Here is a 22,393-nt window from a genome sequence, read left to right on the forward strand (position 1 = left end):
ATTCGGATCGTTTTTTATATACACAAAAAAGTTCACGTATTTAGTACGTGAACTTTTTTGTGTTACTACATATGATTTAACCGCATTAAGAAAAACTCAAGCACAAGTTTCTTATCCATCTTTCCAGTCTTCATACTATAATCAGCTTCCGCTAATTCTATAATAACTTTTTTTAATTCTTCAAAAGAGAAAAACTTTGTTTGATTCATCGCCAACTTTACCCGGTACGGGTGCACACCAATATGGGAAGCAATTTGATTTTGTCCGTAACCACGCTGTTGTAATTCTTTCACTTGATGGAGCAAGCGAAATTGACTTACTAATAACGCGAGCAGTTTAATTGGTTCTTCCTGCTGTGTAAATAATCCGTCTAAAATTTGCATCGCACCAGCGATATCTTTTTTCACCACTTTTTCTGTTAAAGCAAACACATTTTGCTCAACAGATTTCGGCACAAGTTCCGTGACAAGTTTTGGCGTAATTTCTCCGCCCATACCGACGTATAACGTTAACTTTTCCATTTCCTTCGCCAACATTGTTACATTACTTCCCACAAGCTCTAACAACAAACTAACAGCTGCATTATCAATATGCACATGCACCTCATCCGCACGAGAAACAATCCACTTCTGAACATCCTGCACTTGCATCGCATTTGCTTCTATTACATCCGCTGTTTTCTTTAATAGTTTTGTAATTTTTTTTCGTTCGTCTAATTTTTCATAAGGCGCAACAAAAACAAGAATAGAAAAAGGAGATGGCTCCCCAATATATTCTTCTAAAATTTTTATATTTTGTTCTAATTTTTCTTTTTGTGCCGTTAAAAATAATGGTGATTTTATTAATATAACTTTACGCTCTCCAAAAAAAGGAAGCGTATGCGCATCCTCAACTACATCTTCTAAATACGCTTCTTCCAAATCGTATGTCACAACATTAAACTCTCGATCTTCCTCTTCAAGCGCTTCCGTTGTAATAAGCTTTATCGTTTCATTTATAAAATAGGCTTCCGTTCCATACAGTACATACAACGGAGCGAACTGTTTCTTTTTAATCTTCTTATGTATATCACTCATATTTTTTCCTACTCCCTAACTTGGCAATATATATTTATACTAATGCCCTAGCTTTTGTTTTACAAGTACAAAGGGACGGGCTTTATAACCCGCCCCTTTATTTATATAAAACGCCACGCAATAAGCCCCGGATTTCTTATTGGTGTGCGGTAATCACCTTCCCTTTATTATTTACAATAATAATCTTAGTATAAGTGCCAACTGTTAACATGATTGGAAATGAAAAATTCACGCTACTTAACTAACTAGAAAAGTATACAAATACTCTATTTCGCTTCATATGGAAATTGTAGATTTTTTTCTGACAATATTCTATACTAAAATGGAATGTTGGGGAGGGATTCTAAATGAATGATTTTGAACAAAACGTTCAAAGTAAACGCAATGACGCTATTGATTCAGGGGTAGGATTTATCGTCTCATTTGGTTTTTTCGCAACACTTTTCATTATTGCAACTGTTATTAAATTCATCGGTTCTTAAAGGCTGCTGCTTAACGGCAGTCTTCTTTTTTTCATCTTCTATGTGTTTCATCATATGTGATTTTACTTTGAAAGGTTCCTTTTTCTCCATTAAAAACATAGGAAATAGCACCTTGCTTATCCGTACGCCATATATCAATACCCATCTTCTTAAAACGCTCTATAACTTCCTTATGCGGGTGCCCATACCTATTACGCTCTCCCACAGAAATAATCGCTACAGTAGGCTGTACAAGGCTTAAAAAAGGATCTGTAGACGATGTTTTACTCCCATGGTGGGCAACTTTTAAAATATTAGCCCGCAAATCAGGATATGTCGATACTATAAACTTTTCTCCTTCTTCTTCTAAATCACCCGTAAATAGCCATGTTAGTCCCCCTAGTCTGGCCCATAGTACAATCGAAGAGTCATTTTCTCCCTTTTCTTTCCCCTTTGGAGCTAATACGAAAAATTCCGCTTCATTTACCCTCCAACCTTCCCCTTCTCCTACTACACTTATCTTCATGCTCTTTTCTAACGCCTTTTTCTTCACCACTTTTTCCAATACAGCATCTTGTTCCTTTCTCCCAAATACAACTTCTTTTACAATAATAGATGACAGCAAATCCAGCGCAGCACCTATATGATCCGCATCTCCATGCGTTACAATTAATTTATCAATCGTTTTTATACCTTCTTTTTGTAAGAAAGGAACCAGAATATCATGCCCAACAGAAAATTCATGCTTTTTCTGTTGCCACACTTCCTTCTTGACGGGAAGGGCTCCACCTGTATCAATAAGATAAACCTCTTTATCGTACGGAAGACGAATTAATATTGCATCTCCCTGTCCAACATCAAGAAATGTAACACTCCCACTTTCGCGAAAATATGGATATACATAATGACAAGTACTAATAAAAAGAAATACACCCACAACTATGCACAAAATTTTTTTCGTTATTACTCTTTCCCAAATCACAAATATACTAACGATACTAAAACAATATATAGCCACAAGAAATAAAGGAGTTTGACCAAAAGTAAGTCGGATGAAAGGGAAACTTTCACAGTAACTTAGAAAGTCATTAGAAATGGTTAAACATAATGAAAGTACATACGCAATTCCTTTTGCGAAAAATGGAATAACCGGCATACATATAAGAATAATAATGCTACACGGCAATACAATAATGGATAGAAAAGGAACATATATAAGATTGAGGAAAATGCTATAAGGAGAAAAATAACCAAAATGATATAACAAGATGGGGGTACTAGCGAGCTGTGAAATTATAGAAATGTAAATAGAATTTCGAACTACTCCATTACTACGCCCTAATAATATCGGCGCAGATAGTAGTAAAGCAAAACTACCTACAAATGAGAATTGAAATCCAATGTTGAAAATAAGATACGGATCGTATATAAGCATACATATAGCTGTTATACTTAAGGCGTCTAGACTAGATAAGCGAATAGAGCACATGAAAGCTACCAACAATAAAACTCCTGTTATAGAAGCCCTCACAACAGATGGCGACGCCCCAGCTACGATCATATATAGAGGAATGCAAACTATAAGGCATACTGTTGCTGTCTCTTTCGTCACACCACTTCTTAGTAAAACAAAATACATTATAACCATTAATAATACGATATGCGATCCTGAAATTGCCAACAAATGTATAAGACCAAATTGTTGATATTGCTCTTCTACTTCAAACGTCATTTGTTGTCGATCTCCAAATAATAATGCGTTCATAAATGCACCTGATTGTTCTGGGAACATTTCTGTAACTTTCGAGATTGTTTGTTGCCTGAGAAGAAAAATCCATTGCACGAGTGACAACGATGTTTTTTGACATTCAGAAATGTATGTCACATCAAATATAAAATGTATTTTTTGCTGATATAAATAATTACGATAATCAAAAACATGAAAATTCCGGGCAGTTTGTGGTTCTTTCACCTCCCCTTTAAATGTACACGATATACCTGCATGTAATTGTTGCAATTGCTTCTTTTCCGAAGCAGATTGTACTTTATAATTTAACTGCACTAAGTTTTTATTCTGATCCTCAATTTGAAAAGAGAGACGATCTCCATTAATTAGAGGTGTATTTTGCACGACCCCTCGTGTAACTTCGTAGGGATCCCCTAGCGGCTTATTTAGACTCTGAACATATGTGGTGTACATAGCGCCACTAAAACACGCTATCATACAAAATATGAAGGTTTTACGCGAAGTACGATATAAACAAAATAAAACATAACAAACGAAACAACAAGCAGTCAACAAATGCGACGTGGAAAAGGTAATTGCAATCCCAATTATAAACGAGATTGCAACATAGCCCCATTGTCCATTCAACTCATACTCACTCCTTATAGCATCATTTTCGCTTTAGTGAATACACGCTGTAATTCTTCCATTGATAAATTATCTTTTTCTAAAGCTGCGAATAATTCCTTTAGCTGCAAATGACGCTCTTGTTCCTCTAGCGATGTAATATCATATTCCAGCGGAACGTGCTTCACTGTTACACTCGCCTGTTCAAATAACTCTACGGCATACGGATGATTTTTATAATCCTGTGCATAATAAACTGCTGTAACACCACTTTGAATAATCGCCTTACAGCACTGCAAACAAGGAAAATGTGTGACATAAATTTCCGCTTCCTCTGTTTTTGCACCAAACTTCGCACATTGCAATAAAGCATTCATTTCCGCATGAATTGTACGAACACAATGATTATCAATGACATAGCAACCATCGTCTATACAATGTACACCACCTTTAATTGAACCGTTATATCCACCAGCAATAATTCGTTTATCACGAACGATTGTCGCTCCTACTGCAAGTCTTGTACATGTACTACGCAATGATAACAGATGGCTTTGCGTCATAAAATATTGATCCCATGAAATTCGTTCCATATTTTTCACCTACTTTTTTGTCTACTTGTAGTGTAGCGAAAAAAGAAAAACTTCGTCAATCTTTTATGGAATAATAATTTGATCTTTTATTTTTTCAAGTGACTTCGCACCAATCCCATCAATTTCTAATAAATCTTCTATTTTCTGAAACGGACCATGTTCTTCTCGGTATTTCAAAATACTTTCTGCCTTCCGAGAACCAATGCCTGTAATTTTTTCAAGTTGCTCTTTAGAAGCTGCGTTTATTTGAATCTTTGCCTCGCCCTTTGAAAAAGTGGCCACCTCTTGTACTTGCTCATTTTTATTCGGTACATAAAGGATCATTTGGTCTTGTACAATTTGCGCTAAATTCACCTTCTTCACATCTGCTTCTAGTAAAAAACCACCCGCCTTTTCAACGGCATCCTTCGCTCGGTCCCCCTCTTTCATTTCATACACACCTTCTCTTACAACCGCCCCTTTCACATCAATTATAATTATTTTTTTCTGTTCCTTTGTATCCAATACTTTCGGTTTACTTTTTTTCTCCACATCTTTCGCTTGAACTTCCGTTGTAATGAGCGATTGCTCCGTTTGCTGATTCGTTTTCCAGAAAAAAAGAAAAATCAAAGTGCCAATAATAACCACTAATCCCAACCATTTTTTCGGAAAATCCCACATCATTTTACACCTCTAATCATAAATTTATAACATCATTCATATTGTTTAGGAGAAAGCTGTTACGAAGGAGGGATGAAACATTGAACATAGGAATTATAGGGACAGGGAACATGGGGAATATACTAATCGATGCATTTTTAGAAACCCGTGCTGTCAAGCCTTCGTGCCTTACTATTATTAATCGGACGCCTGCCAAAGCATATCATATAAAAGAAAAATACCCTTCTGTTCATATAGCCAAAACAATCCAAGAGGTAATCGAACAATCCCAGCTTATTTTCATTTGCGTAAAACCGATAGATATATACCCTATTCTAAAAAAATACGCTGACCATTTTTCAGACGAAGATTGCTTAGTTTCTATCACAAGCCCCATATCTCCATCACAATTAGAAACACTTATACCTTGCCACGTCGCTCGTATCATTCCAAGCATCACAAACCGCGCCTTATCCGGCGCATCACTATTTACATTTGGAAATAACTGCTCTGAAGAATGGCAAAAAAAACTACTTCGTCTATTCAAAAACATTTCTACTCCCCTTGTTATAGAAGAAGATATAACGCGCGTTTCATCTGATATAGCAAGCTGCGGCCCTGCTTTTTTTAGTTATTTATTACAATGTTTCATTAACGCTGCTGTAGATAAAACAAATATTACACATGAAGAAGCCACTACTTTAGTAAGTGAAATGGTCATTGGAATGGGGAAATTACTTGAAAAAGAAATTTTCACATTACCTACTTTACAAGAAAAGGTATGCGTTAAAGGCGGTGTTACAGGAGAAGGTATTCGTATTTTAGAAGAGCATGTTGGGGATATGTTTCATAAATTAATCGAACGGACACATGAGAAATTCGATGAAGATTTAAAATGTGTTGAGCAGCAATTCAATAAACACACATAATAAATACGCCATCGTAATCCCAAACCCTTTTTATTAATACTTATCTTTTTCATGCTACATTTTCACTAAAACTAGCATTTTTACACTTTACACATATCATATTTTTATTTTTCTAGAACTAAAACTACATCTTTTCTATAAAAGAAAAGCAACCTTATCGGTTGCTTTTCTTTTATCCATTCTTCTTCGCCATAAAAAAGATGCGCTCTGTTTGTTCTGTCACTTCGATTCGTTCAAAGTCACCTGTGACGCGAAGTACTGTAAATCCAGCTTCTTCAAGCCATTTTGTTAACACTTCAACCGAATATGCACGCTGCACGTGACATTCGTCAAAACGATGGTACACATCTTCTTCTGAATCTTGTACAAAGAATGTCAAATCATGTTCCACACTATCTGATTCTTCTCCAGGGAAGCAGTTCCAAATAAGTGATATTTCTTCGCCGTTCACTGTATATGTTTCATTTTGAAATACGTGATGTATTTTATATAAAGAGTGTACATCGAATAAAAACAAGCCATCCTGACGTAAATGGTGGAAAACTCTTCTAAATGTTTCTTGCACTCCATCTTCTTGCAATACGTAATTTAATGAGTCACAAAATATTGTCACACAATCAAATTCACCAGGAACATCGAGCTCTCTCATGTCTTGTTGGTAAAAAGGAATAAAATAACCTTCTCCCCCCAATTTTTGCTGTGCGACAGTTAACATTTCTTCCGAAAGATCTACACCAATTAAATCATAACCTTTTCGTACAAGCGGAAGTGTTACGTTACCAGTTCCACATGCTACGTCAAGAATTTTTGCCTCTTTCATAGATGCCTGTTGCAAACTTTCCTCTGTGAATTCCACCCATTTATCATAAGGGACATCATTCATCAGTTCGTCATACAGCAAAGCAAATTGTTCGTATTTCATTGATCTAGCTCATCTGCAATATCTTCACGCGGCACATCGCCCCATAGACGCTCTAAATTATAGTGATTACGCTCATCTTTATGGAATACATGAGCAACCACATCACCAAGGTCTACTAAAACCCAACGTGCTTCATCAAAGCCTTCCATACGTTGTACGTTAATTTCGAACTCATGTGCCTTCGCTTTAATTTCACGTGCAATTGCTTGTACTTGCTTGTCTGAATTTCCGTGACAAATAATAAAATAGTCTGCAATCGGTGAAATACCTTGCATATTTAGTACAACCATATCTTCTGCTCTCTTATCATCAGCTGCTTTTGCCGCTAATACTAATAACTCTTTATCTTTCATTTATTAATTTCCTCCTTGATAATTGCATTGTATGTTTGGAATGTTAATGGATAAATCGTTTGATCTTTTTCCATTAAAAATTGAATTGTTCGCTTTAAAGCAAACAGTAAAGCTTGATTTATATCTTTATATGCGAGTTTCCTCGCTTCTTCCACACCAGGAAACTTACGTCCTGGTTCAATGTAATCTGCTACATAAATAACTTTATCTAACATTGTCATTTTTTCATGACCACTTGTATGATATGTAATAGCTTGTAAAATTTCAAGATCAATAATACCTACTTCTTTTTCTACTAAGTATGCCCCAACAGGTGCATGCCATAACTCTTTGTTATAGTGCAGTAGATCCTTCGGCAAAGCTTCTCTCTTAATAATCTCTTCCATTTCTGGAATCGCTCTACATTTTGCATAATCGTGAAATATAGCAGCCGTCTCTGCCTTTTTCTCATCTACACCATATAACCGAGCAAGTTCAATCGCTGTTTCCATTACACCAATCGTGTGTATATAACGTTTTTCATGCATTTGTTGTTTGACAATACTAAGTGCTTCCTCACGATTCATACAACCCATTCCTCTCGACATATACCTGTACTTTTTCGGGGAGTAAATATTTGCACGTTTTCTTCGTCATATATCTCTCCCGTAACAGAGAAGAAGAAACTGCAAACTCCGGAATTTCCACTTTTACGATATCATAAGGCGTATGTAATGTATAACCTGGTCTTGCAACTCCAACGAAAGTCACAAGCTTAAGTAACTTTTCAATGTTATACCACTTCGGCAAATACTCAACCATGTCTCCGCCAATAATAAAGTGAAACTGCACATCCGGATACTTCTCCGTTAATTGTACCATAGTGTCGTACGTATAAGATGGGCCTTCTCTGTCTAGCTCTTCTAAACAAATTGAAAAGTATGCTTCTTCCTCAGTCGCTATTTGCAGCATGTTTAATCGACTTTTCACACTCGTAATGTTACGTCCTTGCTTGTGCGGTGGAATCTGATTCGGCAAAAACCATACCTCTTCCAACCCTAAAGCATGATACACTTCATTTGCAATTAACAAATGCCCATTATGAGGCGGATCAAACGTGCCACCAATAATGCCAATTTTTCTCAAAAGAAACGCTCCTTCCTTTTACATACAGCAACTCTCCCCATACATATTCGAAGAGAGCCCACTGTTAATAAAAGTTCAATTGGTTTCGCTTTCTACATATCCAGCGTCCACTACGAAATAACTCACGTATATCTTTTATCGAGGAAGTTTAATCTGCTTATTTTCTCTTGATTCTTTGTATAAAACAATTGTGCTTCCGATTACTTGAACGATTTCAGCTCGTGCACCTTGTGCAAGCTCTTCTGCAACTTCACTACGATCAAATTCACAGTTTTGTAATACGCTCACTTTAAATAGTTCACGAACTTCTAACGCTTCTCCAATTTGTTTCACCATATTTTCATTCACGCCACCTTTTCCAACTTGAAAAATCGGTGTTAAATGATGTGCCTTTGCACGTAAAAATCTTTTTTGTTTTCCTGTTAACATATAATTAGCCTCCAAGCTCTCTCATTACTAATTGTTTCATTCTATCAATATTCGGCACACACCCTGTCCACATTTCAAATGCAAGTGCACCTTGATAAACGAACATATCGATTCCATTTTGAATTATTGCACCTTGTTCTTTCGCATCGCCTAAAATTTTCGTCTCAAATGGATTATAAATAATATCAGAAACAATCGTTCCTTGTTTCAATGAACGAATTTCCAGCGGCGTATACGCAACATGTGGATGCATACCTATCGTTGTTGTTTGGATGATAATATCATATTCCCCTTGATTTTCTGCTGCACATTCTAACGATAGAGCATGCGAATTAACATTTGCCATGCACCCAGCGATAAGATTTTCCGCCTTATCTCTCGTACGATTAGCAATATCAATTTCTTTCACACCTACATCTGCAAGCGAGAAGTAAATAGCTCGGCTAGCACCACCTGCACCGATTAATAAAATACGTTTCTCTTGAAGTGGATCTTCACTAATTGACTGCAGGGCACGAACAAAACCAATTCCATCTGTATTATACCCAATCAATTTTCCATCTCGATGAACTACTGTATTTACCGCACCGATTTGCCTTGCTAGCGGGGCAACCTCATCCAAGTACTCCATAACTGCAACTTTATGCGGAGTCGTTACATTAAATCCTGAAATACCTAATGCTTTCAAACCTTTTACTGCTTCCCCTAGCGCTTCTTCTTCTACAAGAAACGCATGATAATGGGCATCCATATTCAAGTGTTCAAATGCATCGTTATGCATAACGGGTGATAATGAATGTCCAATTGGATTTCCGATTACACCATATAATTGTTTCATAAATCCCTCTCCATATTAAATTAAAGATTTACGTAATGAAACACTTACTCCCTTTGGTACATGAGCAACAATTTTCGCTCCTGATTCATTTACAGTAACCCAGCCTAATCCAGAGAATACAACGTCCGTTTTTGGCTCACGAATATTAAATTCATATTTCACAAAATCTGGCATATTTTCTAATTCTTCTGGTGTCGGTGGATTCAACATTTCTCCAGCGTGTCTTTCGTACAATTCATCAGCCTTTTCAAGCTTTGTACGATGGATTGTTAAACGGTTTGAGAAATGACAAGTAAATGCACGACGACCTCCACTTACATAATCAAATCGTGCTAATCCACCAAAGAATAATGTTTGTTCTTCATTTAATTGGAATACCATCGGCTTAACCTCTGTAGTCGGTGTAATAAGCTTTAAGCTTTGTTTCCCAACATAATGCGCCATTTGATGATGATTAATAATACCTGGTGTATCGTATAAAGATGATGTTTCGTCTAATGGGATATCAATTAAATCAAGCGTTGTTCCTGGGAAATGTGATGTTGTAATTACATTCTCAGTCTCATCACTAAACTCTTTAATCATACGATTAATAAATGTTGATTTACCAACATTCGTACATCCAACAACATAAACATCTTTACCTTCGCGGTAATGCTCAATTGCATCAGCAAGTTCAGTGATTCCTTGTCCTTTAGCTGCACTAATCAAAAAGACATCTTCTGGTTTTAAACCAAGTTGCTTTGCACTATAGCGCATCCAATGTTTTACTTTATCATGCTTAACTGACTTTGGAATTAAGTCAGCCTTATTCCCTACAAGTAATACTTTATTGTTCCCTACAAAACGATGTAAGCCCGGTAACCAGCTACCATTGAAATCGAAAATATCTACGATTTTAACCACTAGTGCGTCTGATTGTCCAATTCCGTTCAAAATACGAAGGAAATCATCATCTGTTAAAGATACATCTTGAATTTCGTTATAATGTTTCAAACGAAAACAACGTTGACAAATTACTTGTTCTTTTTCTAAAGATGATACAGGAGCGTATCCTACTTCATTTTTATTTTCTGTTTGAATTTCTACACCGCAACCAATACATTTAATTGTTTCAGTCAAACTTTATTCCTCCCAGTTAATTAAGCCTTTTTTCTTCATGTTTCTCATAATTCTTCGTTCAATTTTCCGATTAAAACGTGTCACCAATCCGTCCGTTTGCGCTACCGGTACAACTAAAATTGTATGAAGTCCCACACGATTCCCACCGAGCACATCCGTTAGTAACTGATCTCCAATTACTACAACTTCATCTGGCTGCAGGTGCATCTCGTGTATCGCACGCTTAAATGCGCGGACAAACGGTTTGCGCGCACTATGAATAAACGGAATACCTAATGGATCAGCGAATTCTTTAACGCGTTGCTCGTTATTATTTGAAACAACCGTTACTTGAATATCATTTTCTTTCATTTTCAAAAACCACTCTTCAAGCTGTGGTGTTGCGTTCGGACGATCCCATTCAATTAAAGTGTTATCTAAATCGGTAATAACTCCTTTAATTCCACGTTTTTTCAAATCTTCCGGTTGAACATGATATACATTTTTCACATATTCATTTGGTAAAAATAACTTCAATTTCTTTCACCTCTTTGAGGATTTTTCATAAAATTTTTCGACAACATTTTTCGATAGATAACCTGTGGATAAACTTGTACACACTTTCCACATTAACTTTTCAGTTAATTCGGAATTTACTAACACTCTATGCACACTTTATCCACTGAGGTATGTGGATAACCTCTTATTTGTGACTGTCATATTTTTTTGGTACATTAAATGCAACAACGAATCAATCCTTATATTATTAGGAGGTGGCTCCCCTTGAAAACAAAACATATGGAACAGTTATCTACTGATTTACTCACTGAGTCTTATTATAAAGCAAAAGAACTAAAATTAAATCCCGACTTCATTTTACTTATAAAACAAGAAATTATTAGACGCTCATTAGAGGACAAGCTCGTCAAATCTTCTTGAGTACATATAGATTGCTGATTGACCTGTAAAAAGAGCCATCCTGCGATGGCTCTCGAATAAACAAGTACTCCCATCTAGGGGATTTCTTCATTAAGCATCTTTGTCCACATTTCTTAATTAGAGCTTCATAAGTATATTATAAAATCTTTTCTTTACTTATGTGATACTCGGGTTGCAATTTTTTCACCAAGACGTAGCTCTTGCCCACTTGTCAATTCCTGCACTGCTTCAATCATATCTTTTTCAAATAATAAAACAACTGTTGAGCCAAATGTAAAGTATGCCATCTCTTCACCTTTTTGAACAGTACTTCTTTCATGAAGGAGCTCAATACTATTAACAAACATAGCACCTACTTTTACAAGTGCCATACGTTCGCCTTCACTATTTACTTCTGTAACAGAGCGATAATTTTTTGACAATGGTTCTTTCCCATACTCCATACCCGCTGCATTTACCGGATATGATTTTCTGCCGAGTACGAATCTTTCAGTCACAGAGCCAGAGAGCGGACTATGAATACGATGATAATGACTTGGACTCAAATAAATTACCATATATGTACCGCCTGCATATCGCTTTGCACGCTCTTCATTACCTAGCATATCCACAATTGAATAACGCTTTCCTTTTATATCGAATGTTTTTGTATCCTCAATAGGACCTTGATCAGCAAAAACACCATCAACAGGACTAACGATACTCGATGCATCAGTATCAATACTACGCTTTCCTTCTTTTAGCCTACGTGTAAATAAATCATGCAATGTTCGATATTCCTTCAAACCCTTTTCCATCTCATCTTGATTAATTTGAAAAACTTTCGCATACGATGGAATAATGATAGAGCTCAAACGAGATTGTGCAAATTTACGTAATATATAAGAAGTAAAACGACCATTTGTAAGTTCGATCATAAGTCGATATAATGTCCGTCGCAAATTACGAAACCTCCTAATCAGCCTATAACTTTAGTTTCCCCTTCTTTTCTCTCTATATCATATGTAAAATTGGTTCTTATTCCCACATATAGAATGGAGCCGTCTCGTTATACACGATGAAAAACTAAGTATAATTTTTATTCTTAAATTGTTTAGCACCTTCTAATATTACAGATAGAATCCGCCATTTTCAACAGTGAACATGTATTTCTTCTTAGAACAGCTCGTTTTCTTTCCGTTTTCCCGAAAGAAAAGCAGCCACTTTTAAAGTGTAGCTGCCTACAATATACATTATTCTTTTGCTTTTTTCTCTTTCTCAGCCCGCACAAATTCGTGGAACATTTTCATTAAAGCACGCTTTTCAATTCGCGATACGTAGCTTCTTGAAATACCGAGTGCCTTCGCAATCTCCCTCTGTGTTTTCTCTTTATCAAGCCCAAGTCCAAAACGCTTCACAATTACTTCTTTCTCTCGTTCGTCTAAAATATCGATATACTCTTTAATTTTTTCTAACTCCATACTAAGCTGAATCATATCAATTACATCTTCTGATTCTGATTTTAATATATCAATAAGCGATATTTCATTACCCTCTTTATCTTGCCCGATTGGATCATGAAGTGAAACGTCTTTTTTCGTTTTCTTCAGCACACGTAAATGCATCAAAATTTCATTTTCGATACAGCGTGCTGCATATGTTGCAAGCTTAGTTCCTTTCCCTGCTGAATAGCTTTCAATCGCTTTAATAAGCCCAATGGTACCAATTGAAATTAAATCTTCTGCATCTTCACCAGTGTTTTCGAATTTCTTAACGATATGAGCTACAAGCCGTAAATTATGTTCAATTAAAAGATTTCTCGCTTGAGCATCACCTTGCTCCATTAACTCTAAGTACTTTCTCTCATCATCTGATGATAACGGCTGCGGGAACGCATTGTTCTTCACATAAGAAACAAAGACAAACACTTCTCGAACCATATATCCAATTGCGGCGAATAGACTCAAACCTTTCACCTCCGCCAAAATAGTGGTCTTTACTATGTGTATGTGGGCGTGAGGTTGTTTGTGTCTGTACGATATAAATATGGAATCCTTAGCTTTTTGTCGAACGAAATAAGTCTTTCATACCTTGAATATTTTTTCCAATGTATTACAATATGTTAAGTTCCAAAATTTTGAAAGAGGTGTTTTCATGCAATACTTTACTTCACAAATAACAAAATTAGTAGTACTCACACTATCTTTTTTCTTACTGTCAGCTTGCGGACAACAAACTTCGCCCACAAAAACTGAAACGACTAAACAGGATACTGCAGCATCAAAAGACAGCACAAAAACAGAAGATACACAAAAAGATGAAGACAGTGTAAAAACTGAGGAAAATGCAACAAACGAGAATAACGCAACTACTGAAAACAACAAAAAAAATGAAGATAACGACACAGTTAAAAATAATACAAAACCTGAAGCAGAATCTAAAAACACACAAAAAGAACAACAACCAGCTAAGCAACCAAATAAACAAACTGATACTATTACATTCACAAGTGAAGATGCTGTAAAAGTTCTAGAAAAAAGAATGGGAGCTCGCTCAGATGAAATTCGTTACGGCTCCGGCGAAGACAAACTAATTGGCACAATAAATGGTATTAAACTATACGACGTCTTATACGGACGCGAATCTCCTGAGAACTCACGTGCTCTAAATTTTGCAGTGGGATCTGATGGAAACCTATATGATTGGTCAAAAGCTCAAGATGGTATTCTTCAACCACTTAACGGCAATTAATAAATAATTCTAAGAACATAGTAAAAGCCAATCGATACGTATCGATTGGCTTTTACTAGTATTCACTCCAAATTTTCTCCCCAGTATGCGCATCAATATAACGAATTTCTCGACTACAGTCGAAGAATTCTTTATAATTTTCATCCGTTGTTTGTTTATACAGCAATTGATATACCGTTTCCTCTACGTCATGATCTATAGACCATTCTAATTTAACTCGGATAGCCTCTCTGTATATTTCTAACGCTTCTTCTTTTGTTACTTTTGGTGTTGTTTCATATGCAAGTAATTCTTTTATAAAGTTGCTAGATTCTCCTGAGTAGTGCATCACAGCACCATTTTCTGTATTGATATTGACCCTAAATTGGTTATACTCTGCTGGAATCCCATTCACATATACAGAAAAGGTAAATCTTTCAATCCCATCTTCTGCTTCTTCACGTTCTTCCCAAAGACGAAGATATTGTGTGCTATCTGGAATAACTCGTTCTAAAAATTGAAGTGCTTTTTGTAAACATTCCTCTCTAGACAGTATTTGTTTTACTTCTTTATCGTCTGTCAGTTTTATAAAACCAATTAATTCATTGGTTGATTTATCAATCGTAATGCAAACTAAATTATTATATTTTAACATCGGTAAATGCTTTTTAAAGAATTCATTCATTATCTTTTGGATTCATCATACTCTCTCCTTTATTACAATTTAAGGTAATTATAATAAACAAAACCAAAAGTCATTAGCAAAAAGACAAAAAGCTGAAACAATTAGTTCATACGAATTTCACATGAATCTATTACTATAAGAATTGTACATAGTGAAATTACTAACAATGACGTTTATTCATATATAATTTCATTTGAAAGGGGTTGAAAAGATGAAAACTAAATATCGCTTTATGATCTCATCATTTGCTGCTTGCGCCTACATGATTTGGTGTTTAGTATAATAACAACTTCACTTGTAAATAAGAAAAGGTGTGTATATAAATGGAATATAACCAATCAACCGTTAACTACTGGAAAGCTTTTGTATTACCTTATACATTTGCTTTAGAAGAGTTAAAAACTAAATTTGAAATTATGAACCGGGAAGCTCAATTTTTAGAAGACTACAACCCGTTTGAACATATAAAAACAAGACTTAAACAACCCGAAAGTATCATTAGGAAGCTTGAGCGTAAAAATTTATCACCAACAGTTGAAAATGCTCAAACACAATTACAAGATATTATTGGCATCCGTATTACATGTTGCTTTGTAGAAGATATTTACCATTTAAAAGGGGTTATTGAAAATCGTGGAGACATGGAAATTGTAGAAGTAAAAGATTATATTGCCAATCCAAAAGGAAATGGCTATAAAAGTTTGCATATGATTATTAAATATCCATTGTTACTAAATTCTGGTACGAAAGATGTATTTGCAGAAATTCAATTACGTACACTTGCGATGGACTTTTGGGCAAGTTTAGAACATAAACTTTACTACAAATATGAAGGAAATATACCTGATTATTTGAAGGATGAACTACATGACGCTGCTATGAAAGCTGAAGATCTCGATAATAAGATGGCAACAATCCGTCAAGATATTGATGACATTGAAGCATGTTCAAATCAAATTTTATTACCACTTTAAAAAGGTTCTCTCCTATGAGAACCTTTTTTTATTCCGCTATTTGCGGGCAGTAAGACTCCCACTGATTAAAGTTTCACTTTATTTCTTCTCTATCGTACGAACTTCTTCAATCTTCCACCCTTCATCTTCTTTTCCAAGTGCATACTGCATTTTCTTTTGAAGAGTAACCCCTCCATCTACTTCTTTTTCCTCCGTTTCAACAATAACAAGCCCACCTTTAAGAGCTTTCATATTCATATGTTCCAATTCTATTTTCTTATTTCCCTTTTGAAATGCCGCTTCCTTTTGTGTTTTTAAGTCTTCAGCACTAGGCATCTTCTTTGAAAATAACTCCATATGCTCAGCAAGATTTTTTTCATTCGTCGTCCGTACAAATGCCTCAATAACATCTTGAATGGATTTCTCTTCTTCTTTCGTTATATGTACCTTTTCCTCAGTTTTCCCAGCAGATTTTTGTTCTATATTATTCTCTTGAGATTGACATCCAACTAGCAATAATACAAATACTAGAAGGAATCTTAATTTCCCTAAAAAAACTCTCATCTTTCCATCTCCTAAAAAGAAAAGTGAGGCATTTCGCCTCACTTTCATTTATAATTAGCGTCTTCCTTTATTCGGGTCGCCGCCGCCAACAATGTCAAAGACACGTTTAGCTATATTTGTATTCTCTTGAACGCCAGAGAATAAGTATTTACCCGGTCCGAATGCATATACGTTTACATCTTCACCTGTATGTCCACCCGTTGTCCAACCTGTAACCGAACGCTTATTGAAGATATCTTCAATTGCATTATCAATCTTTGTTACATCTTTTGATGGAGCTATATCATTTACAGCTTTAATTTCTTCTGGTGTTAATTGTAGATCAATATACTTTTTCAATGTTTCTTCTACATTTGCACCTTTTACAATCTCACTTGCCATAAAGTCTGGCGTACGTTTCGCAGCTTTAATCGGATCTACTTTAAAGTTATACTCACCATTCGCACCTAAAGATAATCCGCCAGTAGCATGGTCTGCAGTTGCAACAACTAATGTGTTCTTATCTTTTTTCGCAAACTCAATTGCTGCTTTAAACGCTTTTTCGAAGTCTTCCATTTCACTCATTGCACCGACAATATCATTATCATGTCCAGCCCAATCAATTTGACTACCTTCGACCATTAAGAAGAAACCATTTTTATTTTTGTTCAAGCGCTCAATCGCGGTATTTGTCATCTCTTCTAATGAAGGTGTTTTGTCAGTACGGTCAATCATTTTGTCTAAACCACCTGGTGCAAATAAGCCAAGAACTTGATCGCTTTTATCATTTAATAATTGATTACGATCTGTTACATAACTATAACCAGACTTCTTAAATTCTTCTGTAAGATTGCGGTCTTTTCTAACAAAGTTATTTACGCCGCCGCCAAGCATAACATCTATTTTATGCTTACCTTTAATTTTCTCATCAAAGTAATCATTTGCAATTGCGTCCATATTTTTACGACTAATATCATGTGCACCGAATGCAGCTGGTGTTGCATGCGTAATTTCAGACGTTGCAACGAGTCCCGTTGACTTCCCTTTTTCTTTCGCTTGCTCAAGCACTGTTTTCACTTCAGCTTTATCATTATCTACTGCAATAGCTGCATTATATGTTTTTATACCTGCTGACATCGCAGTAGCTGCCGATGCAGAGTCTGTAATATTTTCATGTTCATCTTCTGGATATGTTTTTTGTGTTCCTACAAGATGCTTATCAAATTCTGTAGATTCCATCTCAAATGTTTTTGGATTATCTTTCATATAACGATGAGCTGTCATATATGAAGGCCCCATACCATCCCCAATTAATACAATGACATTTTTAATTTTTGCATTGTTTCCGTTCTCATCCGCATTAACCTCACTAGAACGCGTAAAATTCCATGTTGCTACCGAAGTAACTGCTAACGACGCCACAACTGCAAATGGCCATGCTTTTTTTACAAACTTTTTCACTGTCTTGTCCCCCTAATTAGGTTATTCATTTCCCACTATCAAATTTAATATAAGACTGTTAAGAGAAAATGAGTTATATGTAAATTTTTTGTTAACTTATGTAAATTTCAGTTATAATTTGTATAAGTTTGTCTTGTCATATCAAACATACTTCCCTTTACAAAGAAAAATATAAACATGTTGGATTTTTTTAATACGAACCTATTATTTTACATTTCGTAATATTATTCTTATTTTTTCTAATTTAAATAGAAATATGGTGAACTTTATGAAAACAGTAAAACTAGACGAATCTTCCATTCCAGATTTACTCTCTCTTTGCAAATCAGTCGGGTGGTTACAGCATGAGATTTTTATGAAAGAGCAATTCCATATGTACCTTTCCATTGGCACAATTTTTGGCTATGTACATGAGAATAAACTTATTGCAGCGGGCGGGGTCTTTTCGTTTGCCCCTGGATTTTCTTCTATCGGTATGTTAATCGTGCATCCTGATTTTCAAAGAAAAGGAATTGGCCGTATTTTGTTAAACACTAGCTTAAAAGTAACTCATCCATCGCTCCCTATTACGCTCATTGCAACAAAAGCTGGCGAATCCTTATATGAATCTTATGGATTTCAATCAATAACAACAATTCATCGTTTCGAAAAACAAGCGGCTCATATAAGTACAAATTCTTTTCCCATAAAACAAATTCAGCAAGCCGATCTTCAATCTCTCATTTTTCTTGATCAAACTGCGACTGGTGCATATCGTTCTAAGCTTTTTTCATCGCTACTATCGAGAGCAACTTACTCCTTTAAAATAGAACGGGATAATCAAATAGATGCTTTTGCTTTATGCATACAAAAAGGAGATGTACTATGTATCACTCCGCTTATTTCAAAAAAAGAAAAAGACGCTATTCAGTTATTAGAAATGATTTGTAAATCGTGGAGTGGGACGATACGCATTGATGTTCCGCACTCACAATTCATATTCCGCCAATTTCTTCAAACAGCAGATTTCCAGGAAACGCTCCTTTCACCTCTTATGATAAAGAATGGTAATCAACTTCCTGGAAATCGTAATATGCTATTTGCTATGATAGATGCAGCGTTATGTTAGAAAGGGGACACCTAATTGAAGCGATTTAGCTATTTTATGGTAGGTTGTCTTACTCTTACACTATTAGTAGGATGTAGTGCAGCAGAAAAGCCAGTAGAACAAGTAAAAAAAGTTAAAAATACAATTACAGCGAAACTAGCTACCGAGGAAAAAATGGTAGAGATAGATGGTCAAACGATTTACTTTAAAAAGATTGGTGATGAAAAACCACCTTTACTTATGATCCATGGATTTGGAGGATCATCCGATGGTTTTCAAAAGATTTACTCAGATTTAGCAAAAGATCATACGATTATTTCTGTTGATGCTTTAGGATTCGGACGTTCCTCTAAGCCGATGGATTTTTATTATTCTTTTCCAACTCATGCAAATTTGTATTATAAGTTAATGAAAAAACTAGGGTATGACTCATTCGCAATACTGGGACATTCGATGGGCGGAGAAATTTCTCTTAATTTAACATATTTATACCCTGAAGCGGTTACTCACCTTATTTTAACTGATGCTACAGGCGGCCCTCATACACTCGTTAATAAACAAGGTTCACCAAGACCAAAGGTGTCGACTGATTTAAGTGCCGTTTCTTCTATTGCAGATTATGATGAGAGCAAAGTTAAATTCAAGCGTAATGATGAAGAGCATTATAATAAAATGAAATTATGGCCTAGGCGTCTTCAAATCAATGCAAATGAAATTAAGCAACCAACTTTAATTATATGGGGAAGAAATGATAGTAGCGTTTCTTGGAAAGAAGGAGAAACTTATCATCAATTCTTAAAAAATAGCACTTTCCATATTATTGAAAAAGGTTATCATGCTCCATTTCGTCAAGAGCCACAAGAATTTGTAGGGTATGTAAAAGATTTCTTCGAGAAAAATCCTATAAGTGCTGAAAAATAAACGGGTATCTCATTTTGAGACACCCGTTTTCATATATTAAGCAGCTTGTCTTTGGCGTTTTTGAGTTTTTGATCCTAATACTTTCGGTATAACGAAGCCATCAATTCCAAGTTTTCCAGCATTCATACCAGAAACAAGAACGAACATGGATAAGATAACCATTTCAGGATTTACACCAATTGACCCACTAAACATATAGGAAAAGTTCATTACAAGACCGAAAAAGACCGCTGTTTTTGTTAAACAGCCCACAATTAAACCAATTCCGACTAAAATTTCTCCCCACGTCACAAGTGTATTAAATAAATCAACGTTTGGAATTGCAAAATCTTGTAAGAATGATGCCCACCAGGATTGAACAGCTGGTTGTGCTCCTTTAGATTTTTCAATTGCACCTTGTAAATAACCAGTTGCATCGAAGCCTTTTCCTTGTAGTTTACCGATTCCAGCCATTACCCATGTGTAACCAAGATACACTCGAATTATCGCTAATACAAAAGAAACTGTTTTGTTTTCTCTTAAAAATTGAATAATCATATCTTCCTCCTAAAGTTGTAATTAAGTCAGTTACAGATAATATAATAACATTAGTTACTTACTTTTAAAATGTTAATTGTGAATAATTCTTGACATACATACAAAACATTAAATACTAACGTATATATAGTAACTTTTATTACCTGTAAAAACTTGAACATATCATACCACAGGTGATAATCATTTTCATTGAAAAAGTGTAAAAAAAATGTGAGTTAAATGTGAAACACGTTTATTCGAATATAGAATAAACGTGTTTCACACTATTTCTATAATCGAAATGTATGTGTCTCCTCATCGATTAATCTCGCTTCTTGAACACCTTCTTCTAACATTTTGTCATGGTTAATAAGCCTGTAAAATACAGCGTATTGTAAACATAAGTGCTACATTTCCATCTACATAAGCTATCGATTTAACATGTGATTTTGTATCACTATGTAAAAAGGATTCTACTAGTTCCCCCCCCAAACTCATACCAACCATTTAAAATATGTGTAATATGCAATTTTGCATATTACTTAATTTCCGCTACGCCAAAGTATACTCTCTGCTCATTTAAGTCGTACACATTTCCCCCTAACTCTTCCATTACAAATCCCCCTCCTATAAGTCCATTTCATACATACCCGTTTCTTTCAAAAAATCAGCTCTAGTTAAAGCGACTTTCTGTAAATATTGCCTATACGCTGTAATTGTTCCATCATGTGAAACGATACAAACTTTTTCTGCTCTTAACTGATAGCACCAGTGCAGAAATTCATCTACTATTTGCTGAAATTCCTTCTCCGAGATAATATTGACTCCCTCATTCCATAACAATTCATTTGTACTTTCTTCTAATGAAAAATGTGGAAATAAATTTTTTATTACCTTTCGATCTAACAATTGATCGCACGGCAATGTTTTGGCGGATTCCCGATAAGGGAAAATACGCGGGGATATATATGGATGAACAATTTTTTGACAAGCAACTTCCGCACCCCATATTGCCGCAGTTTGTAAAGTTCGAAGTGTAGGACTAGCGATTAATATATCCTTTTCTTGTAATGGTACATCGCACTGAAGTAATTTAGCCTGCTTCTTTCCCACACCCGTCAATGGCGGATTCACCGCTTGTAAACTTAATGGTAAATCTTTCGTATGCTCACCTTCACCATGCCGAACAAAGACAAGTTTCATTCTCCTCTTCCTCTCACTATGAAATAGTCTCACATATTTCTTCCCTAATTTTTTCTTTACTCCTGCTATTTTAAAAAGCAGAATGTAAAAAGTGTTTGACATCAATATTCGGAAAATATTACAATTATATATATGTAAAATACTTTTTACAAGAAGAGGAGGATTACAAATATGAAATGGATTATCTTCTTTATCGGAATGATCATATGGGGATACATAAATGGCTTTTTTAATAGCGATAAAACTGCTAATCCTTGGATTACAGATGATGAACGGGAAACAAAAATTAAGCAGAAGGCAATTATCGCAAGCTGGTCTGGTGTTTTCATGTTTTGTATCTTTAACCTCTTAAACAAATGGTTAGGTTTAGGAACGAGCGATACATCACCTTACTTACCAGCTCCTGTCGCAACTATTTTAAAAGAAAATGTAGAGTTACAAGTTTTACTTATGTTATTCATTACATATGGACTATTTTACGTATACTACCGAAGAAAACTAAGCGCTTAACTTTTATCTCATGATTATCCTCCTAAATGGTTATAGTAACTAGGACG

26 protein-coding genes and 2 pseudogenes are annotated in these 22,393 nt (G+C 35.4%); 8 read left to right on the top strand and 20 right to left on the bottom strand.

Annotated elements, in window-relative coordinates; all coding sequences use genetic code 11:
• Positions 1-65: 65 nt before the first annotated feature.
• Positions 66-1,076: a DNA polymerase III subunit delta gene (gene holA, locus AB3X48_RS02340; protein ID WP_016106183.1), complete on the bottom strand. Its 1,011-nt coding sequence runs from the start codon at positions 1,074-1,076 to the stop codon at positions 66-68.
• A 347-nt stretch (positions 1,077-1,423) separates the two neighbouring features.
• Here holA and AB3X48_RS02345 point away from each other — a divergent pair, with 347 nt between their 5' ends.
• Entirely contained in the window at positions 1,424-1,558 is a 135-nt protein-coding gene (locus AB3X48_RS02345; protein ID WP_000997609.1) for a YqzM family protein, read from the top strand.
• A 31-nt stretch (positions 1,559-1,589) separates the two neighbouring features.
• Here AB3X48_RS02345 and AB3X48_RS02350 read toward each other — a convergent pair whose 3' ends face one another.
• The 3 genes from AB3X48_RS02350 to AB3X48_RS02360 all read right to left on the bottom strand — a co-directional run bounded on the left by AB3X48_RS02350 (position 1,590) and on the right by AB3X48_RS02360 (position 5,146).
• Positions 1,590-3,911 (bottom strand): DNA internalization-related competence protein ComEC/Rec2, encoded by a 2,322-nt coding sequence (locus AB3X48_RS02350; RefSeq protein WP_016106184.1) that lies wholly within the window; start codon positions 3,909-3,911, stop codon positions 1,590-1,592.
• A 14-nt stretch (positions 3,912-3,925) separates the two neighbouring features.
• Positions 3,926-4,483: a ComE operon protein 2 gene (locus AB3X48_RS02355; protein ID WP_002088698.1), complete on the bottom strand. Its 558-nt coding sequence runs from the start codon at positions 4,481-4,483 to the stop codon at positions 3,926-3,928.
• A 63-nt stretch (positions 4,484-4,546) separates the two neighbouring features.
• Complete coding sequence (locus AB3X48_RS02360) at positions 4,547-5,146, bottom strand: helix-hairpin-helix domain-containing protein (protein WP_016106185.1); 600 nt, start codon at positions 5,144-5,146, stop codon at positions 4,547-4,549.
• Between the two features lie 77 nt (positions 5,147-5,223).
• Here AB3X48_RS02360 and comER point away from each other — a divergent pair, with 77 nt between their 5' ends.
• Positions 5,224-6,051 carry a late competence protein ComER gene (gene comER, locus AB3X48_RS02365; RefSeq protein WP_016106186.1) on the top strand — a complete coding sequence of 276 codons (828 nt, stop codon included), beginning with the start codon at positions 5,224-5,226 and terminating at the stop codon, positions 6,049-6,051.
• A 172-nt stretch (positions 6,052-6,223) separates the two neighbouring features.
• Here the strand turns inward: comER and AB3X48_RS02370 are convergent, their stop codons facing one another.
• The 8 genes from AB3X48_RS02370 to AB3X48_RS02405 form a co-directional block, all read right to left on the bottom strand.
• The gene (locus tag AB3X48_RS02370) at positions 6,224-6,973 is read right to left on the bottom strand and encodes a class I SAM-dependent DNA methyltransferase (RefSeq protein WP_002111917.1); all 750 of its coding nucleotides are present in this window, start codon (positions 6,971-6,973) and stop codon (positions 6,224-6,226) included.
• Complete coding sequence (gene rsfS / locus AB3X48_RS02375; RefSeq protein ID WP_000653209.1) at positions 6,970-7,326, bottom strand: ribosome silencing factor; 357 nt, start codon at positions 7,324-7,326, stop codon at positions 6,970-6,972. The genes AB3X48_RS02370 and rsfS overlap by 4 nt, the downstream gene beginning before the upstream one ends.
• The gene (yqeK, locus tag AB3X48_RS02380; RefSeq protein ID WP_016106187.1) at positions 7,323-7,892 is read right to left on the bottom strand and encodes a bis(5'-nucleosyl)-tetraphosphatase (symmetrical) YqeK; all 570 of its coding nucleotides are present in this window, start codon (positions 7,890-7,892) and stop codon (positions 7,323-7,325) included. The genes rsfS and yqeK overlap by 4 nt, the downstream gene beginning before the upstream one ends.
• The gene (locus tag AB3X48_RS02385) at positions 7,882-8,451 is read right to left on the bottom strand and encodes a nicotinate-nucleotide adenylyltransferase (protein ID WP_002160434.1); all 570 of its coding nucleotides are present in this window, start codon (positions 8,449-8,451) and stop codon (positions 7,882-7,884) included. Before AB3X48_RS02385 ends, yqeK begins: the two co-directional genes overlap by 11 nt.
• 135 nt (positions 8,452-8,586) lie before the next feature.
• Positions 8,587-8,880 carry a ribosome assembly RNA-binding protein YhbY gene (gene yhbY, locus AB3X48_RS02390; RefSeq protein ID WP_002015220.1) on the bottom strand — a complete coding sequence of 98 codons (294 nt, stop codon included), beginning with the start codon at positions 8,878-8,880 and terminating at the stop codon, positions 8,587-8,589.
• Positions 8,881-8,884: 4 nt separating this feature from the next.
• Positions 8,885-9,718, bottom strand: a complete 834-nt coding sequence (aroE, locus tag AB3X48_RS02395; protein WP_002160433.1) for a shikimate dehydrogenase — start codon at positions 9,716-9,718, stop codon at positions 8,885-8,887.
• A gap of 15 nt (positions 9,719-9,733) precedes the next feature.
• Positions 9,734-10,840, bottom strand: a complete 1,107-nt coding sequence (gene yqeH / locus AB3X48_RS02400; protein ID WP_002160432.1) for a ribosome biogenesis GTPase YqeH — start codon at positions 10,838-10,840, stop codon at positions 9,734-9,736.
• Between the two features lie 3 nt (positions 10,841-10,843).
• A complete protein-coding gene (locus tag AB3X48_RS02405; RefSeq protein ID WP_002160431.1) occupies positions 10,844-11,356 on the bottom strand; it encodes a YqeG family HAD IIIA-type phosphatase in 513 nt (170 codons plus the stop codon).
• 246 nt (positions 11,357-11,602) lie between these two features.
• Here AB3X48_RS02405 and AB3X48_RS02410 point away from each other — a divergent pair, with 246 nt between their 5' ends.
• Positions 11,603-11,758 carry a sporulation histidine kinase inhibitor Sda gene (locus AB3X48_RS02410; protein WP_002015226.1) on the top strand — a complete coding sequence of 52 codons (156 nt, stop codon included), beginning with the start codon at positions 11,603-11,605 and terminating at the stop codon, positions 11,756-11,758.
• 152 nt (positions 11,759-11,910) lie between these two features.
• Here the strand turns inward: AB3X48_RS02410 and AB3X48_RS02415 are convergent, their stop codons facing one another.
• Positions 11,911-12,699, bottom strand: coding sequence for a phosphatidylserine decarboxylase (locus AB3X48_RS02415; protein WP_002160430.1), 789 nt, complete (start codon positions 12,697-12,699; stop codon positions 11,911-11,913).
• Positions 12,700-12,990: 291 nt separating this feature from the next.
• Complete coding sequence (sigK, locus tag AB3X48_RS02420; RefSeq protein ID WP_000051382.1) at positions 12,991-13,704, bottom strand: RNA polymerase sporulation sigma factor SigK; 714 nt, start codon at positions 13,702-13,704, stop codon at positions 12,991-12,993.
• Positions 13,705-13,891: 187 nt separating this feature from the next.
• Here sigK and AB3X48_RS02425 point away from each other — a divergent pair, with 187 nt between their 5' ends.
• Positions 13,892-14,488 (top strand): hypothetical protein, encoded by a 597-nt coding sequence (locus AB3X48_RS02425; RefSeq protein ID WP_016106188.1) that lies wholly within the window; start codon positions 13,892-13,894, stop codon positions 14,486-14,488.
• A gap of 55 nt (positions 14,489-14,543) precedes the next feature.
• Here AB3X48_RS02425 and AB3X48_RS02430 read toward each other — a convergent pair.
• Positions 14,544-15,155 (bottom strand): annotated as a pseudogene (locus AB3X48_RS02430) (YcdB/YcdC domain-containing protein); the annotation flags it as partial.
• Positions 15,156-15,475: 320 nt separating this feature from the next.
• On the opposite strand from AB3X48_RS02430, the gene AB3X48_RS02435 reads away from it, so the two are divergent.
• Complete coding sequence (locus tag AB3X48_RS02435; RefSeq protein ID WP_002111928.1) at positions 15,476-16,126, top strand: GTP pyrophosphokinase; 651 nt, start codon at positions 15,476-15,478, stop codon at positions 16,124-16,126.
• A 78-nt stretch (positions 16,127-16,204) separates the two neighbouring features.
• Here AB3X48_RS02435 and AB3X48_RS02440 read toward each other — a convergent pair whose 3' ends face one another.
• The gene (locus AB3X48_RS02440) at positions 16,205-16,669 is read right to left on the bottom strand and encodes a hypothetical protein (RefSeq protein WP_016106190.1); all 465 of its coding nucleotides are present in this window, start codon (positions 16,667-16,669) and stop codon (positions 16,205-16,207) included.
• 54 nt (positions 16,670-16,723) lie between these two features.
• Complete coding sequence (locus AB3X48_RS02445) at positions 16,724-18,109, bottom strand: alkaline phosphatase (protein WP_016106191.1); 1,386 nt, start codon at positions 18,107-18,109, stop codon at positions 16,724-16,726.
• Positions 18,110-18,377: 268 nt separating this feature from the next.
• Between AB3X48_RS02445 and AB3X48_RS02450 the strand changes: the two genes are divergently transcribed.
• Together AB3X48_RS02450 and AB3X48_RS02455 are read left to right on the top strand one after the other, a co-directional pair.
• Positions 18,378-19,217 (top strand): GNAT family N-acetyltransferase, encoded by an 840-nt coding sequence (locus AB3X48_RS02450; protein WP_002160423.1) that lies wholly within the window; start codon positions 18,378-18,380, stop codon positions 19,215-19,217.
• A 15-nt stretch (positions 19,218-19,232) separates the two neighbouring features.
• On the top strand, positions 19,233-20,117 hold the full coding sequence (locus AB3X48_RS02455; RefSeq protein WP_016106192.1) for an alpha/beta fold hydrolase: 885 nt from the start codon (positions 19,233-19,235) through the stop codon (positions 20,115-20,117).
• Between the two features lie 36 nt (positions 20,118-20,153).
• Here AB3X48_RS02455 and AB3X48_RS02460 read toward each other — a convergent pair whose 3' ends face one another.
• From AB3X48_RS02460 to AB3X48_RS02470, 3 genes and pseudogenes are all read right to left on the bottom strand, one after another.
• Positions 20,154-20,654, bottom strand: a complete 501-nt coding sequence (locus AB3X48_RS02460; protein WP_002199313.1) for a DoxX family protein — start codon at positions 20,652-20,654, stop codon at positions 20,154-20,156.
• A 269-nt stretch (positions 20,655-20,923) separates the two neighbouring features.
• Positions 20,924-21,258: pseudogene (locus AB3X48_RS02465) on the bottom strand (delta-aminolevulinic acid dehydratase); the annotation flags it as partial.
• 2 nt (positions 21,259-21,260) lie between these two features.
• Positions 21,261-21,836, bottom strand: coding sequence for a histidine phosphatase family protein (locus tag AB3X48_RS02470; protein ID WP_016106193.1), 576 nt, complete (start codon positions 21,834-21,836; stop codon positions 21,261-21,263).
• Between the two features lie 171 nt (positions 21,837-22,007).
• On the opposite strand from AB3X48_RS02470, the gene AB3X48_RS02475 reads away from it, so the two are divergent.
• Positions 22,008-22,346, top strand: coding sequence for a hypothetical protein (locus AB3X48_RS02475; RefSeq protein ID WP_016106194.1), 339 nt, complete (start codon positions 22,008-22,010; stop codon positions 22,344-22,346).
• Positions 22,347-22,393: the final 47 nt, after the last annotated feature.

The organism is Bacillus sp. S4 (genome assembly GCF_040838205.1).
GTDB classification, from domain to species: Bacteria; Bacillota; Bacilli; order Bacillales; family Bacillaceae_G; genus Bacillus_A; species Bacillus_A cereus_U.

Coding starts and splice junctions, on each gene's coding strand:
- holA (WP_016106183.1), bottom strand. CDS start 1,076: ATGAGTGATATACATAAGAAGATTAAAAAGAAACAGTTCGCTCCGTTG.
- AB3X48_RS02345 (WP_000997609.1), top strand. CDS start 1,424: ATGAATGATTTTGAACAAAACGTTCAAAGTAAACGCAATGACGCTATT.
- AB3X48_RS02355 (WP_002088698.1), bottom strand. CDS start 4,483: ATGGAACGAATTTCATGGGATCAATATTTTATGACGCAAAGCCATCTG.
- AB3X48_RS02360 (WP_016106185.1), bottom strand. CDS start 5,146: ATGATGTGGGATTTTCCGAAAAAATGGTTGGGATTAGTGGTTATTATT.
- AB3X48_RS02370 (WP_002111917.1), bottom strand. CDS start 6,973: ATGAAATACGAACAATTTGCTTTGCTGTATGACGAACTGATGAATGAT.
- rsfS (WP_000653209.1), bottom strand. CDS start 7,326: ATGAAAGATAAAGAGTTATTAGTATTAGCGGCAAAAGCAGCTGATGAT.
- yqeK (WP_016106187.1), bottom strand. CDS start 7,892: ATGAATCGTGAGGAAGCACTTAGTATTGTCAAACAACAAATGCATGAA.
- yhbY (WP_002015220.1), bottom strand. CDS start 8,880: ATGTTAACAGGAAAACAAAAAAGATTTTTACGTGCAAAGGCACATCAT.
- aroE (WP_002160433.1), bottom strand. CDS start 9,718: ATGAAACAATTATATGGTGTAATCGGAAATCCAATTGGACATTCATTA.
- AB3X48_RS02425 (WP_016106188.1), top strand. CDS start 13,892: ATGCAATACTTTACTTCACAAATAACAAAATTAGTAGTACTCACACTA.
- AB3X48_RS02435 (WP_002111928.1), top strand. CDS start 15,476: ATGGAATATAACCAATCAACCGTTAACTACTGGAAAGCTTTTGTATTA.
- AB3X48_RS02440 (WP_016106190.1), bottom strand. CDS start 16,669: ATGAGAGTTTTTTTAGGGAAATTAAGATTCCTTCTAGTATTTGTATTA.
- AB3X48_RS02450 (WP_002160423.1), top strand. CDS start 18,378: ATGAAAACAGTAAAACTAGACGAATCTTCCATTCCAGATTTACTCTCT.
- AB3X48_RS02460 (WP_002199313.1), bottom strand. CDS start 20,654: ATGATTATTCAATTTTTAAGAGAAAACAAAACAGTTTCTTTTGTATTA.
- AB3X48_RS02470 (WP_016106193.1), bottom strand. CDS start 21,836: ATGAAACTTGTCTTTGTTCGGCATGGTGAAGGTGAGCATACGAAAGAT.
- AB3X48_RS02475 (WP_016106194.1), top strand. CDS start 22,008: ATGAAATGGATTATCTTCTTTATCGGAATGATCATATGGGGATACATA.